The following is a 15,539-nucleotide window of genomic DNA, read 5'->3' as shown; positions in this document are numbered from 1 at the left end:
AAGCGGTTGTTTAAATTTATCAATTCTTAAGTGCGGTTTGTCAAACGGTATCGTTCATGATAAAATATCCTCCAGCAAATGAAAAGGAGCACCTAAATGGCAATAAAATTTATTGTGGATTCCATGTGTGATACCAACAGCAATATCTTAAGTCGTTATGAATTTGATATCCTCCCCATTCCCATAACGCTTGATGATAAAACATATTTTGATGGAATCGATATAACCCCTGAAATGATCGTAAATTTTGTAAATAACAATAAAAAATCATTTCCCAAAACTGCTCAAATACAACCTCTCGCCATCATTGATACGATTGAGAAGCACCTTAAAAATGATGACGATGTTATTTATTTGGCCTTTTCCTCAAAACTTTCCGGCACTTATCAGACCGCCCAGCTGTTAGCCAAAGATTTGCAGACGAAATACCCTCATCGCAAAATAACCATTATCGATTCGCTTTCGGCCACCACTGGTACCGCCCTGATTTTATACCAGGGTCTTAAACTAAATAAGCTTAACCGTTCCTATTCAGAAATTGTTGTAACGATGACTTTTCTTTCTCAGCACGCGCAAATCTTTTTTATGGTTGGCGATATTAAATGGTTGGCTCAAGGCGGTCGAATCAGCCGTAATGCCGCTATGCTTGGGGATATGTTGAAAATTGTACCGATCCTTTATTTTAATGATGGCGAAATACTCGTCTATGAAAAAATACGCGGACAGAAAAAAGCGCTAAGGAAACTGCTGGCAACGGTTGAAGAAAAAATGGGGAAAAACAAAGAACAGATTATCGGCTTTATTCAAAGCACTGCTTTGGATCTCCAGGAAAAAGCGAAAAGGCACCTCGAAAAAGAACTGGGAACGAAGAATTTTATGATTCCCCAAGATGCGGGTGCGGCCCTCACCGTCCACATTGGACCTCATTGTCTGGGAATTATGTTTTTTGATGAACTTCCTGATAATTACGTCAACGTTTGTCCGTAGTCTGAAAAAAGTCCGGACAATAACCTATCAATCATGCCAACAAACCGCTTAAGGTTTATCAACACGCTTGATATTAATAAGCATGCAGCATCTAAAAAACCGCCAATTCATGGAAAGTACTCCATGAATTAGCGGTTAATTTTTTCTATTTCTTTGATTTAATCAGATTAATCAATCCTCCGGCCAGAAGCATTTCTTTTTGTCGCTGAGACACTTCCAAATCCATAATATAGGTTAATCCTTTTGTTTTATTAACCAGCTTTGCCTTACCGGCTTTTACTGCATCCAGGGCATTTTCAATGACTAACTCATCCCCTAACGAAATGGTATCGTAATCCGCTTCATTTTCAAACACGAGGGGTAAGATTCCGTTATTAATCAGGTTGTTCTTATGGATACGCGCAAAAGATTTAACCGCAACCCCTTTAATTCCCAGAAATACCGGTGCTAATGCGGCATGCTCACGACTGGAGCCTTGTCCGTAATTTGATCCTCCGACGATAAATCCGCCGCCGTTATCAAGTGCCCGCTGGGGAAATTCCGGATCACAGGGGGCCAGGCAATAGTTTGACAGATAGGGAATATTGGAACGATACGGCAGCAATTTTGCATTGGACGGCATAATATGGTCCGTTGTGATATTGTCTTCCACAACGATTAACGCTTTTCCTGCCACGGTGTCTTTCAACGGTTTTGTCGCTGGAAAAGGTTTGATGTTTGGTCCTTTGACAACTTCAATTTGAGTGCCTTCCGGAGCCGGTTCCATTACCATGGTGTCGTTGATTAAAAAGTTATCCGGCATCGAAATTTCCGGCAGTTTCACCTTTCCAAGCGGATTGGTCAAGACCCCTGCAATCGCCGAAATTGCTGCTGCTTCAGGACTCAATAAATAAACATCGGCTGAGGGGGTTCCTGATCGGCCAAAAAAGTTTCGGTTAAAGGTTCTTAATGAAACCGCGTTGGTTGATGGTGCCTGGCCCATTCCGATACAGGGCCCACAGCCGCATTCCAAAACGCGTGCTCCGGCATTAAGGAAATCTGCCAATGCTCCGTTTTGCGCCAGCATGGTCAATACCTGCTTTGATCCCGGTGCGATGACTAAGGATACATTTTCGGCAATGGTTTTTCCCCGAAGAATTTCCGCGACTTTCATCAGATCCAACCATGAAGAGTTGGTGCAGCTGCCGATTGCAACCTGGTCAATAACCATTCCTTCAATTTCTGAAATTTTAACGACTTTATCCGGGCTGTGGGGACAGGCCGTCAACGGTTCTAAATGATCCATATCAACCTTTACCGCTTCATCAAAAACAGCATCGGTATCAGCTGCTAATGGTTTAAAGTCTGTGCCCCGGCCCTGGGCTTCCAAAAACTTCTTGGTCATTTCATCTGACGGAAATACCGAAGTTGTAGCGCCCAGCTCTGCACCCATGTTGGTGATGGTGGCACGTTCCGGAACGGTTAATGTTTTTACCCCTTCGCCGGTGTATTCAAAGACCTTATTCACGCCGCCTTTTACCGTACATTGCCGCAAGACTTCTAAGATCACGTCTTTTGAAGAAACGCCTGATCGAAGTTTTCCGGTCAATTCAACCTTCACCACTTTTGGCATGGTGATATAGTAAGGATCACCGGCCATGGCAACCGCGACATCAAGGCCGCCGGCACCAATAGCCAGCATCCCGATGCCGCCGCCTGTTGGAGTATGGCTGTCTGATCCCAACAGGGTATCCCCGGGAACTCCAAAGCGTTCAATCTCAACCTGGTGGCATATTCCATTGCCCGGTCGGGAGAAATAAATGCCGTGTTTTTTAGCAACGCTTTGGATATAACGGTGATCATCCATGTTTTCAGGTCCTTCCTGAAGCATGTTATGATCAATGTAAGCCAAGGATTTTTTTGTTTTTACTCGTGGCACCTCCATTGCTTCAAACTGTAAATAGGCCATGGTTCCAGTTGAATCCTGGGTTAAGGTTTGATCGATACGAATACCGATTTCTTCACCTTTTATCATCTCTCCAACGACAAGGTGTGCGGCAATAATTTTTTCTGTTAACGTTTTTCCCATTTAATTTACTATTTCCTTCCTTTAAAAAAGCATGTTTTTATGTGATCCTACTAGCCTCAAATTCTTTTCGCATAATTATACCATTTCTTTGGCTATATTTCCATATTTTTGCTTTCTGTGTTTCTCTTCATTTATCAACTAATCTGTGCTATACTAAAGCTTAACAAACACAATCGATTTTGAGTGGATTTGGTGGGTGCTATGACCTTTTTGAAATGCTTCAGCCGCTTTCTGATAACCCAAGGAAAAAAGAATAATATTGTCAATCTTTCTGCGCAAATGTCTTATCGTGCACTTTTGGCTTTCATTCCTTTCATCATGCTTCTTTACAATCTTATTAACTGGTTTTCCATTGAAATCAACACCACTCTAGTGTCAGTGCTTTCTGAGCTATTGCCAACATCTATCATGGATTATATCTATTTATCGATGGAAAATGCTAATACTATTTCCTTTTCTTTTGGAACCAATTTGTTGATTGGCTTCTTTATATTTTATGCGTCTGTATCTGCCATGCATTCTCTGATTCAATCTTTAAATCGTATTTTTGAACAGGAAGAGACCCGTGGCCTCATTGCCCTTTGGATTCAATCTGTTCTATATCTGTTCTTGTTTCTTTCAATTATTGTTTTGACGCTTTTTTTCTATATTTTTGGCGAAAAATTATTTCATTTTATTTTTACCGTATTCGATCTTTCGGGAATTTTTACCCTATTTATTGCCATTTTTAGTTGTATATATCTCATTATCGTCACCACGTTTATTTTTACTTTTATTTATATGTTTGCTCCTAAAAATCATCTTACCTTTCTAGAAGCCTTTCCCGGCGGCTTATTTGTGAGTATTTGTTGGTTTTCAATTCTTTTTATTTATGCCCTTTTCGCAAATTCAATTTTAGATTATGCAACCTTTTCGATTAACCTGCAAGGACCCTTTTCACTGTTTTTCGTCATCTATATTATTTGCTTTACGCTTACTCTGGGCGGCGTTGTTAATCTTTTTTCAGTCAAAATATTAGCTACCCGAGAAAGGAAGGGACAGGATGATTGAACGCTTGCAAAATTTAAGAATTATTAAACTTGTTTTCTTTTTTAAAAAAGATTTTGAAAATACCGATTTTGCAGGAATTTGTTCGCAAATGTCTTTTTATCTTTTGATGGCCTTTTTCCCTTTGCTTCTTTTTCTCATTTCTTTTGTCGGGAAAATTATCAAGCCTTTTGAATCATATCTGTATGAAATTTTAAAGTTTTTTTTACCGAGCCTTTCCTATACTTATGTTACCGATCTGTTAAATTCCATGACCAGTCAATTTTCCAATTCTGATTACAGTCTTATTGTGATTTCATTTTTCTTTTCCTCCCTGGCTGCCCGAGCTATTATGAATGGGCTTAATCAAACCTATGGTCAAAAAGAAACCCGTAGCCTCAGTCGAATATGGTCATTATCTTTTTTATTCACCATCCTGTTTACTTTAGCAATCATTCTCATCGTCATCGCCTACATTTTCAGTGCCGACATTGGCGCCATTATTTTTGAAAATATTGGCGCCATAGCGTTTTATTCGCCTTTAATCCGTCTCTTTGCGGTTGTTTTTTCCTGGTTGGCTTCGGCGCTTATTTTCAATATGATTTATATGGCCGCGCCGGCCCAACCGCTAAAATTTTTAGAAGGCTTGCCTGGTGCTTTATTTGCAACAGCCGGCCTTAATATTGCTTTTAGAGTATTCACCTGGTTTGTCAACAACTCGACCAAATACAGTGCCTTATATGGAAATCTCGGGGGACTTTTTGCTCTATTGGTTGGGCTGTATTTCATCTGTGTAATACTTAATCTCGGTGGAAAAATTAATTTGTACTGGTCTTTATATAAAAGCAAAGCACAGTAATGTTATAAAACCGTCCGACTGTTACACTTTGTGCTTAATTGTTAAGAAGAATTTACTTAGTTTAAAAAAATGCACTATCATTATCTTAGGATTGTGATAAAATATTGACAATAGCAATATTAAATTTTTATGCTTTCACTAATTATGTTTATTGAAAGGACTGCTGCATTATGAATGAAAAATATGTCGATACTGATCCAGCCCCAAACAGACGTTTTCTTAGTTATCATTATTTTGGTTCACACCTAAATGAAGGCGGTGTTATCTTTCGAACCTGGGCGCCTAATGCTCAAGGTGTCTCTGTTGTCGGTGATTTCAACAATTGGGAGATTCATCAAAATGCAATGATTTTAATTGAGGGTTCTCACGGAATTTGGGAGCTTTTTATACCTGGTTTGACATCAGGTATGCTTTACAAATATACGGTCAAACAACATAACGGAGAAATTGCGTATAAAGCAGATCCTTACGCTTTTTATAGTGAAGTTAAACCCAAAACAGCTTCAATCATTTGGGACCTCTCAAATTATTCCTGGCAAGATGAAAGCTGGCAAAAAAAAAGAAGTTCTGTTAATTGGCTTGAAATGCCAATTAATATTTATGAAGCTCATCTTGGCAGCTGGAAGCGAAATAAAAATGGTGACTACCTTACCTACCATGAACTTGCTGAACAATTAGTCCCTTATCTGCTGAAAATGAATTATACCCACATTGAACTTATGCCCATTATGGAGCACCCTTTTGATGGCTCCTGGGGCTATCAGCTGACCGGATATTATGCCGCCACCAGTCGTTATGGTGATCCCCAAGGCTTAATGCATTTTATTGACACCTGTCACCAATCCGGCATCGGGGTTATTCTTGATTGGGTTCCCGGACACTTCTGCAAAGATGCGCATGGGCTCTATCGGTTTGACGGTACCGAGCAATATGAATTTTCCGAACATCCTCAGTGGGGCACCATGGAATTTGATTATGGAAAATCCGAAGTTCTAGATTTTCTTGTTTCCAATGCCTATTTTTGGTTTGATCTGTTCCATGCTGATGGCCTTCGCATTGATGGCGTCGCCAGCATGATTGAATTGAATCATGGCCTGGAGGGCGAACCCTACCACAATGCTCATGGCGGCACCGATCGTCTTGAAGCCCTGTCCTTTTTACGAGAGTTGAACACCATTATTTTCAGGGATTTTCCATTTGCCCTAATGTCCGCTGAAGACTCCACCTCCTATCCCCTGGTTACCTGGCCGGTGGATAAAGGCGGTCTCGGTTTTAACTTAAAATGGGATATGGGCTGGATGCATGATACTCTGAATTATATGAAAACCGATCCCTATTTTAGGAATCAATTTCATGACCTGCTAACTTTTTCCATGGCCTATGCCTTTAACGAAAATTTTGTCCTTCCGCTTTCACATGACGAGGTGGTTCACAGCAAAAGAACCATTCTTGACAAAATGTTTGGGGATTATAATGTGAAATTTGATCAATTTCGCCTTTTATTCGGTTATATGATGACGCATCCGGGAAAAAAGCTTTCCTTCATGGGCAATGAATTTGCGCCTTTTTTGGAATGGCGGGTAGATGAATCCCTGGAATGGTTCCTGCTCGAATATGAGAAGCACCGTCAAATTCAAACTTATATTAAGGATCTCAATAAATTTTACTTAAAAGAAAAGTCTCTCTGGACCTGCGACCATAGTTGGGATGGTTTTAAATGGCTGGAACCAGATAATCGCGATCAGAGTATTCTTATTTTCAAACGCATGAGCACTGATGAAAACGATGACCTTATTGTCATTATGAACTTTTGCCCCTTAAGCTATATCGATTACCGGGTTGGTGTTCCCGGCAAAGGAAACTATCGTTTAGCCTTTAATTCTGATGAACTTGGCTATGGCGGCACCGGTTTTAAAATGAAAAAGACGATGAAAAGCCAGGCCATCCCACTTCATGAAGAAAGCAATTCAGTATCCATTAACATTCCGCCCTCATCGTTTGTTGTCTTAAAAGGAATTGTTCCCAGGCAACATTCAAAAAAAAGCACTGCCTCTGATACCAAATCCAAACTAAAAAATAAGAACTAATACGATTAGAGTGTTGACAAGCCGCAAGTTAATAAAAATATTGATTCTATTTCTTTAACCTTGTCTGCAATCTCAATTACTTTTAGTCTTGAAAGGAAAAAATATGAATTCTTCAGAAAAACAAACAAAAAAAGAAGCTTTTAAAGCCGACTATATCAATAAAATCGAAGAGGTTTCCGGCAATTGTTTAGAAGAATCGTCAGTTCTTAAACAATATCAAGCTTTAGCTGAACTCGTCATGGATGAGATTACCACCCAATGGGCTAAAATAAATACTCAGTATAACAAACACCAAACCAAACAAGTCTACTTTTTTTCCATTGAATTTCTCATCGGGCGACTACTTAAATCATATATTAATAATATCGATATGGACGAGGTGGTCACTGAAAGCCTTGAAGAACTGGGCTTAGACTATGCCGCTATACAGGAACAAGAGTCAGACCCCGGTCTAGGCAACGGTGGTTTAGGCCGACTGATGGCTTGTTATTTAGATTCATCTGCCGCCATGGGGATGCCTGCCAATGGCAATGGTATCCGCTACAAATACGGACTCTTTGAACAACGCATTATTAATGGCGAACAGGTTGAAGTCGCCGATAACTGGTTGAAAAACGGCTATCCTTTTGAAATCAGAAAACCAGACAAATCTGTTATTGTGAAATATTATGGTTCCATCCATTCTGAAAATATTAACGGTAGCTTAACCTTTATCCATGAAGATTATGAACCAATCATGGCGGTTCCCTATGATATTCCAATAAAAGGTTACCATAATGAAACGGTTAATTCCCTACGTCTTTGGAGCGCCGAACCGATTGATGGTTTTGATCTACCAACCTTTAATCAGGGTCAATTTTTATACGCCATTCGCCAAAAATCCGAGGCTGAATCGATTAGCCAAATTCTTTATCCCAATGACAGTGGTTTTGACGGAAAGCTGCTTCGCTTAAAACAAGAATATTTCTTTGTATGCGCCGGATTAAAGCGCATCGTTTCACATTATAAAAGAAACAATAGTAACTCTGTAGATGGTTTTGGTGAAAAAATTTGCATTCATATTAATGATACCCATCCTGCGATGTGTGGTCCTGAACTCATGCGTATCCTTATGGATGAGGAAGGTCTTGGTTGGAATGATGCCTGGAAAATGACAGTATCGGCCCTTAGCTTTACCAACCATACCGTACTTCCTGAAGCTTTAGAAAAATGGCCAATCAATATGATGAATAAACTGCTCCCGCGGATTTATATGATTATCGAAGAAATCAATCGTCGTTTTATTGAAGAGCTTGATGCCTGCTACCCCAATAATATAGAGCGCAATCATTCCTTATCCATCATTAAAGATGGCCAGGTTCATATGGCAAGTTTGTCTATTGTAACCAGCCATTCTATCAATGGTGTTGCTTCACTTCATAGCAAGATACTGCGGGAAGAAACATTTAATGGTTTTTATCAAGTGTTTCCCGAACGTTTTCATTCAGTCACCAACGGTGTAAGTCCTCGCCGATTTCTCATGCGTAGCAACCCCAAACTAAAAGACCTTTTAAATGAGTCCATTGGCATCGAGTGGGAAAAAAATCTCTTTCAACTTAAGAAACTTTCGAATTATATTAATGATCCTGTTTTCTACGAGAAATTCGATGCCATTAAACTTGCAAATAAGTTTTACCTGGCCGACTATATTACTAAACATATTGACATCAGCGTTGATCCAAACTCAATTTTTGATATCCAGGTTAAGCGTATTCATGAATATAAACGGCAGCTGTTGAATGCTCTTCATATCCTGTACTTATACAATCGACTTAAAGAAAATCCAAACTTGGAAATGGCGCCACGAACCTTTATTTTTGCTGGAAAGGCTGCTCCCGGCTATTATTTTGCCAAAGATATTATCAAACTCATCAATGCAATTGCCTATATGGTCAATAATGACAAAACCGTTCAAGATAAAATGAAAGTTGTTTTTCTTGCCAATTTCAATGTTTCATTAGCTGAAATCATTTATCCTTCTGCTAATGTCTCGGAACAAATTTCAACTGCTGGAAAAGAAGCTTCCGGAACAAGCAATATGAAATTCATGATGAATGGTGCCATTACATTAGGTACCATGGACGGTGCCAATATTGAAATTTCAGAGGCTGTTGGACCGACTAACATTGTCACTTTTGGGCTTACTTCTGATGAAGTGTTCCATTATCAAAAATATGGCGGTTATCACTCCGTTGATGTCTTCGAACAAGACCCGCGGATCCAGAAAGTGATGCATCAGTTAGTCGATGGCACGTTGGGTTTCGGACTTAACTTCCAATCAATCTATGATTCACTTATATTGTATAATGATCCCTATTTTGTGCTTAAAGATTTTAATGCTTATTCTGATGCTCAGAATCGAATTGATCAACTTTTTCGTAACAATAAAACATGGACGAAAATGTCAATTAGCAACATTGCCCAGTCTGGAATGTTCTCAAGTGATCGTTCAATTGCAGATTATCAACGTGAAATTTGGGAAATAAAGTAAGGAGAAAAAATGAATACTGAATGTGTTGCAATGCTTCTGGCCGGTGGACAGGGAAGTCGTTTAGGCGACCTGACCATTAACAATGCCAAACCCGCCGTTTTATTTGGAGGAAAATATCGCATCATCGATTTTCCTCTTAGTAACTGCATGAATTCCGATATCGACGTCGTCGGTGTTCTCACCCAATATCGCCCCTATATTTTAAACAATTATATCGGTGATGGTTCTGCCTGGGCTTTAGATCAAATTCAGGGTGGTGCCCATATCCTCCCGCCTTATATGGGACAAAAAGGAGGAAAATGGTATTCGGGAACGGCCGATGCCATTTATCAAAATATTGATTTCATCGAAAACTTCAATCCTGAATTTGTCCTTGTCCTATCTGGCGATCATATTTATAAAATGGATTACTCCAAAATGCTCTGCTTCCATAAAGCGAAGCAAGCTGACCTCAGTATTGCCGTCATGGATGTGCCTTGGGAAGATGCCCATCGTTTTGGGATCGTTAATACCGATGAAGAAGAACGTATTCAGGCCTTTCAGGAAAAACCGGCAATACCAAAAAGCAACAAAGCATCCATGGGAATTTATGTTTTTTCCTGGGAAATACTAAAAAAAGCCCTCCAGGAAGATGCTGGGAATCGTGAATCCGAGCATGATTTTGGTAATGATGTTATTCCCATGCTCTATAAAAGCAACAAACGCATCTATGCCTATCCTTACTCTGGCTATTGGCGAGACGTCGGTACGATTCAAAGCTATTTTGATGCCAATATGGATCTTTTAGATCCATACTGTGAATTTGATCTAACCGACCGCAATTTTCGGATTTTTTCAAATAATATCAGTCGCCATCCACAATTCATCGGTCCTGAAGCTAAAATAAGCAATAGTCTAATTTGTGATGGTTGTATTATCTGTGGACAAGTCGAACACTCAATACTTTCCCATGATATCCGTATCCATCGGCATACTATTCTAAAAAATGTCATTGTTCACACGGGTGCCATTATCGAAGATGGCGCAATTCTGGAAAACTGTATCCTGGGAGGCAGAGCGAAAATTAAGAGCGATGTCCGGTTTATTGCTGATGAATTAGAATCAGTTCCTCAAATTCACGTTATTAATTCCTGAAAGGAGTGATTTACCATGAAAAATGCAATCGGTCTTATTCTAAATATTGGCTGCGAAGATCCTTCTTTAAAAGAGTTTCTTCAACATCGCAGTTTAAGTACGCTGCCTTTTGGGGGACGTTATCGACTCATTGACTTTACCCTTTCCAATATGGTTAATTCCGGTTTATCCCGTATCGGCGTCATCGGCAGTAACAAATACAATTCTCTTGTTGATCACCTTGGAACAGGAAAAGAGTGGTCACTCAGTCGAAAAACACAAGATCTCTCCATTCTTGCCGGTGCCAATAGCGGTCGACTAGGGCATAAAATGAAAGTCAATCTTAAAGATCTACAAAACAATCGTGATTTTTTAGAAACTGCTTCTGGCGAACATGTGATCATTTCTCCCCCTAACCATATCACCTCCTTTGATTATCGAAATGCCTATGAAATTCATTCACAAAATAACAGTGATGTCACTCTGATTTATAAAAAGGATGATTCAACCTATCATCTGCATGATGATGATATCTATTTGGATCTTTATAATAAACGGGTTTCCTCTATTTATTATAAAAAAGAACAGCAAACTAACTACTTCTTTACAGAAATGCTGATTATTAAAAAATCGATTTTACTCCAATTTTTGGATCTTTGTGAATGCACTGGTGATTGGGATTTAATGGATATGGTCGCAATAAATCTTGATACTCTCCGGGTGTTCAGTGCTGAACACACCGGTTATTTGAAACGAATTAAGACCTTGGAAAACTACATGAAGGCCAGTATGGATTTGCTTGAATACGACATTATGCAAGAGCTCTTCCTTGAAAAAGCTTCGATTCACACCAAAATCAAGGATAATCACCCCAGCATTTATCTCGACTCTTCCAGCGTCTCCCACTCCATTGTTGGAAGTGGTTGCAATATTGATGGCACCATCTTTCATAGTATTATTTTTAGGGACATCATTATGGGCTCTGATTCACAAATAAAGAACAGTATTATCATGCAAAAATGCAAAATCGGCAACCATGTTACCCTGGATTATGTTGTTATGGACAAAGATACAAAAATTAGTGATTATACCACCCTGATTGGCAAACCTCACGATCCCATTATTATCAAGAAAGGTACGGTGATATAAAAATGTTGAACGTCTTATTTGTGGCTTCAGAAGCTTATCCCTTTGCTAAAAGCGGCGGACTGGGTGACGTCATTGGCGCCCTTCCAAAATCTTTTCCTGATGATGTTGATGTCCGAGTTATTCTTCCCTTTTACAGTACCATACCGGAAGAATTAAAAAGGAACATCAAATTCCTTGATCACTTTCATATTCAGATGAATAATACTTTATACTATTGCGGTATTTTATCGTGCGAATATGAAGGGATTACTTTTTATTTTATTGATAACGAGTCTTTTTTTAAACGTCCTTCTCTTTATAATTACTTTGATGATGGTGAACGCTTTCTCTATTTTTGCCGAGCTGTACTGGATTCGATTCCGTCACTCAATTTTGATCCTGACATCATCCATTGCAATGACTGGCAAACGGCCGCAATCCCTTACCTGCTTAAACATCAATATCGGACCGCTTTTCCAAATACAAAAAGTGTCTTTACCATACATAACATAAAATATCAGGGTATTTATGGTTTCAATGATATCAGTAAATACCTTCATCTCGGTTTTCTGCCTTCAGATTTGGAATATTACGGAAAAATAAACCTCCTGAAAGGGGCTTTATACTCTGCTGATCTTATCACTACCGTAAGTCCTACTTATGCCCAGGAGATTAAAAATTCTTTCTATGGAGAAGGTCTTGAGCGTGTCATTCAACATGTCGGCGATCATGTTGTGGGCATCCTCAATGGCATTGATGAAGCCCTTTATGACCCAAAAACGGATCCTGCTTTGTTTATCCCTTATGCTAACCCCCAAAAGAAAAAAAGCGAAAATAAAAAAGCCTTGCAGGAATACCTGGATCTCCCAATACGCGAAGATGTCCCAATGGTTTCAATGATTACCCGTCTGGTTGAACAAAAGGGACTTGATCTTGTGGCCAACGTTATTCATGAAATTTTACAGATGGATTTGCAGCTTGTTATTTTAGGCACGGGGGATTCAAATTACGAAAATTTACTCAGGAGCATCGCTTATAACTATCCTGATAAAATGATTACCATCATTGACTTTGATGAACCGCTTTCCAGAAAAATATATGCTGCCAGCGATTTCTTTTTAATGCCCTCAAGATTTGAGCCCTGCGGTTTATCCCAAATGATTGCCATGCGTTATGGTGCTGTCCCCATTGTCAGAGAAACCGGTGGCCTTAAAGACACCGTCACTTATTTCAATTCTAAAACTAAAGAGGGAAATGGTTTTAGTTTTGCAACTTATAATGCTCACGATATGCTTTTCACCATTCAAAAAGCAATTGCAATTTATCACAATGAACCTAAAACTTTTAATCTCATTGTTAATAATGCTTTTAACTCTCATTTTGATTGGAAGAATTCGGCACAGGTTTACCTGTCTTATTACAAAATTTTAAAGGAAGTATAACATGATGAACTTTATACATAATTCCTGGGATCTAAAATATCGCGATCCATTTGGGGCCCTCCCAATTGGAAGTTTGGTTACCCTGAGGATTTATGGTCAAAATCTCAGCAGCGTTCAGTTACGAACATTATTTAATGAAAATGAGATTTTCTATTCCATGAGTCCTTCAACTTCTTTATATATGTGGGAAGTAACGTTTAAAATACCGGATTCCACCGGCATCTTATGGTATGATTTTAAATTTGAAACAGGCGACGATACCTTTACCTACGGAACAAAAGGAAACCGAATAGGGGGCGATGGACAAATATATAAAGATATTCCCCCTTCCTACCAGATTACCATCTATGAATCAAAACGAACCACACCGGAATGGTATAAACAGGGAATTATGTATCAAATATTTCCGGATCGCTTTAACCGAGGCTCTGATTTTAATCTTGATTGCTTTCCAAAAACGACCATTCTCCATCCCCAATGGAGTGATTCTCCCCATTATTATAAAAATAATACTGATAATATTGAATACTGGGATTTTTTCGGAGGAACTTTGGCTGGAATTACCGAAAAACTAGATTATCTGAAAAGTCTCAATGTTTCAATAATTTATCTTAATCCCATTTTTAAATCAAAAAGTAATCATCGTTATGATACTGGAGATTATATGAGCATTGAGCCTATACTGGGAAACATGGAAAACTTTGAAACACTTATGGAAGAATGTAAGAAACGAAATATTTTTGTAATACTGGATGGTGTTTTCAGTCATACCGGAGATGACAGCATTTACTTCAACCGATATGGTCATTATCCTGGACTTGGCGCTTACCAATCAACTGAATCGCCGTATTATGATTGGTATTCATTTACGCATTTTCCCAATGATTACACCTGTTGGTGGGGAATTGATGCCATGCCGGATACTAATGAACTAAATCCTGACTTTCAGTCATTTATTTTCAAAAATCATGACAGTGTTATTCGTCACTGGATGCGGGCTGGCGTCTCTGGCTGGCGTCTTGATGTCGCTGACGAACTTCCTGACCCATTTATTGAAGGTCTGAAAACAGTCATGTTGGAAGAGAATTCAGGAAGTGTTCTGATTGGAGAAGTTTGGGAAGATGCTTCCCGAAAAGTCGCATATAATCAATTAAGAACATATTTTTCAGGTTTTGAACTCGATGCTGTCATGAATTATCCATTTCGTGAAACCTTTATTTCTTTTGTTATGGGAACCATTAGTGCCCGAATCGCAACCCTAACGATGATGTCTCTTTATGAAAATTATCCCCGTGAACAATTTATGGGAAATATGAATCTTATTGGCTCTCATGATCGATGCCGTGTTCTCACTATTTTGGGAGAAGCTGATGAACATTCAAACCATGAGCGTTATCGTCTAAATAAAGATCAATACCATTTAGCACAAAAACGTCTTAAATTATTAAGTCTGCTTCAAATGACATTTCCAGGCGTTCCTTGTATTTACTATGGCGACGAAGCTGGTGTTCAGGGCTTCGAAGATCCCTACAATCGGGGCACTTATCCCTGGGGTAAAGAGGATGAAGAATTAATTGGATGGTACAAAATAATTACTGAAATTCGGGCAAATAATACCGTTTTTCAGGATGGATCATGGAAACCCTATGAATCCAGCGATGACCTTTTTGTTTTTGAAAGACGTAATGAAGACACCTGTTGTTTATGTCTTTTTAATCGAAGCCTCAAGGCTGTTCATCTTTTTCAACATCAGACTTTTTCTGAATGTGAAGGAATCAGTCTTCTTACTGGCAAACCTACTCCCATGAATCCTGTTGTTATTGAACCCCTATCTTATCAAATTATTTCAATTAATCTTTAAAATATAAAGGGCTGTTGCAAAAACTCTGATGAGATTGTGACAGCCCTTTATATCATCACCGTTGTACTCACTACTCATGCGGCACTTCGTCTCCGCTGCGCTGCGCCTCAGTCGCCAGATGGCAATTTTAAATTGACGTGGGTTGAAAAATGAAGACGTGCAACTCAGTCTCCGCTATCGCTGCGCCTTCGTCGCGGGCTTCGCCCTATAAAAAATAAGTGCCTAAGCATTGATTTTCAAGTGAACTTGAATCAATGGTTTCGCAAATCAAGGTTTGTTGTACTCGCTCATGCGACACTTCGTCTCCGCTGCGCTGCGCCTCCGTTAGGGGCTTCGCCCCATAAAAAAATAGATATATGAACATTGATTTTCAAGTGAACTTGAATCAATATTCATATATCTATTTTTTTGCACGGCTTCATTATTATAAAAGTCCCG

Annotated in this window: 10 protein-coding genes; 9 read left to right on the top strand and 1 reads right to left on the bottom strand. The window is 39.2% G+C overall.

Annotation, left to right across the window (positions count from 1 at the left end; genetic code table 11):
- Positions 1–96: 96 nt before the first annotated feature.
- Positions 97–987, top strand: coding sequence for a DegV family protein (locus tag FZC40_RS14270; RefSeq protein WP_148605540.1), 891 nt, complete (start codon positions 97–99; stop codon positions 985–987).
- Positions 988–1,132: 145 nt separating this feature from the next.
- Here FZC40_RS14270 and FZC40_RS14265 read toward each other — a convergent pair whose 3' ends face one another.
- On the bottom strand, positions 1,133–3,055 hold the full coding sequence (locus FZC40_RS14265) for an aconitate hydratase (protein ID WP_148605538.1): 1,923 nt from the start codon (positions 3,053–3,055) through the stop codon (positions 1,133–1,135).
- Positions 3,056–3,256: 201 nt separating this feature from the next.
- On the opposite strand from FZC40_RS14265, the gene FZC40_RS14260 reads away from it, so the two are divergent.
- From FZC40_RS14260 to FZC40_RS14225, 8 genes are all read left to right on the top strand, one after another.
- Positions 3,257–4,105, top strand: coding sequence for a YihY/virulence factor BrkB family protein (locus FZC40_RS14260; RefSeq protein ID WP_148605536.1), 849 nt, complete (start codon positions 3,257–3,259; stop codon positions 4,103–4,105).
- Complete coding sequence (locus FZC40_RS14255) at positions 4,098–4,940, top strand: YihY/virulence factor BrkB family protein (protein ID WP_148605534.1); 843 nt, start codon at positions 4,098–4,100, stop codon at positions 4,938–4,940. The genes FZC40_RS14260 and FZC40_RS14255 overlap by 8 nt, the downstream gene beginning before the upstream one ends.
- A gap of 170 nt (positions 4,941–5,110) precedes the next feature.
- Complete coding sequence (glgB, locus tag FZC40_RS14250; RefSeq protein WP_148605532.1) at positions 5,111–7,027, top strand: 1,4-alpha-glucan branching protein GlgB; 1,917 nt, start codon at positions 5,111–5,113, stop codon at positions 7,025–7,027.
- Between the two features lie 103 nt (positions 7,028–7,130).
- Entirely contained in the window at positions 7,131–9,557 is a 2,427-nt protein-coding gene (locus FZC40_RS14245) for a glycogen/starch/alpha-glucan phosphorylase (protein WP_148605529.1), read from the top strand.
- Between the two features lie 9 nt (positions 9,558–9,566).
- On the top strand, positions 9,567–10,691 hold the full coding sequence (locus FZC40_RS14240) for a glucose-1-phosphate adenylyltransferase (protein ID WP_148605527.1): 1,125 nt from the start codon (positions 9,567–9,569) through the stop codon (positions 10,689–10,691).
- Between the two features lie 15 nt (positions 10,692–10,706).
- A complete protein-coding gene (gene glgD / locus FZC40_RS14235; protein WP_148605525.1) occupies positions 10,707–11,819 on the top strand; it encodes a glucose-1-phosphate adenylyltransferase subunit GlgD in 1,113 nt (370 codons plus the stop codon).
- A 2-nt stretch (positions 11,820–11,821) separates the two neighbouring features.
- Complete coding sequence (glgA, locus tag FZC40_RS14230) at positions 11,822–13,240, top strand: glycogen synthase GlgA (protein ID WP_186843830.1); 1,419 nt, start codon at positions 11,822–11,824, stop codon at positions 13,238–13,240.
- A 1-nt stretch (position 13,241) separates the two neighbouring features.
- Positions 13,242–15,101, top strand: a complete 1,860-nt coding sequence (locus FZC40_RS14225; RefSeq protein WP_243135830.1) for a glycoside hydrolase family 13 protein — start codon at positions 13,242–13,244, stop codon at positions 15,099–15,101.
- Positions 15,102–15,539 lie beyond the last annotated feature (438 nt).

This window comes from Acetobacterium tundrae, from assembly GCF_008086615.1.
Lineage (GTDB): Bacteria > Bacillota > Clostridia > Eubacteriales > Eubacteriaceae > Acetobacterium > Acetobacterium tundrae.
The sequence above is the reverse complement of the archived record's forward strand: the minus strand, read 5'-3'. Positions and strand labels throughout refer to the sequence as shown.

Coding starts and splice junctions, on each gene's coding strand:
- FZC40_RS14270 (WP_148605540.1), top strand. CDS start 97: ATGGCAATAAAATTTATTGTGGATTCCATGTGTGATACCAACAGCAAT.
- FZC40_RS14265 (WP_148605538.1), bottom strand. CDS start 3,055: ATGGGAAAAACGTTAACAGAAAAAATTATTGCCGCACACCTTGTCGTT.
- FZC40_RS14260 (WP_148605536.1), top strand. CDS start 3,257: ATGACCTTTTTGAAATGCTTCAGCCGCTTTCTGATAACCCAAGGAAAA.
- FZC40_RS14255 (WP_148605534.1), top strand. CDS start 4,098: ATGATTGAACGCTTGCAAAATTTAAGAATTATTAAACTTGTTTTCTTT.
- glgB (WP_148605532.1), top strand. CDS start 5,111: ATGAATGAAAAATATGTCGATACTGATCCAGCCCCAAACAGACGTTTT.
- FZC40_RS14245 (WP_148605529.1), top strand. CDS start 7,131: ATGAATTCTTCAGAAAAACAAACAAAAAAAGAAGCTTTTAAAGCCGAC.
- FZC40_RS14240 (WP_148605527.1), top strand. CDS start 9,567: ATGAATACTGAATGTGTTGCAATGCTTCTGGCCGGTGGACAGGGAAGT.
- glgD (WP_148605525.1), top strand. CDS start 10,707: ATGAAAAATGCAATCGGTCTTATTCTAAATATTGGCTGCGAAGATCCT.
- glgA (WP_186843830.1), top strand. CDS start 11,822: ATGTTGAACGTCTTATTTGTGGCTTCAGAAGCTTATCCCTTTGCTAAA.
- FZC40_RS14225 (WP_243135830.1), top strand. CDS start 13,242: ATGATGAACTTTATACATAATTCCTGGGATCTAAAATATCGCGATCCA.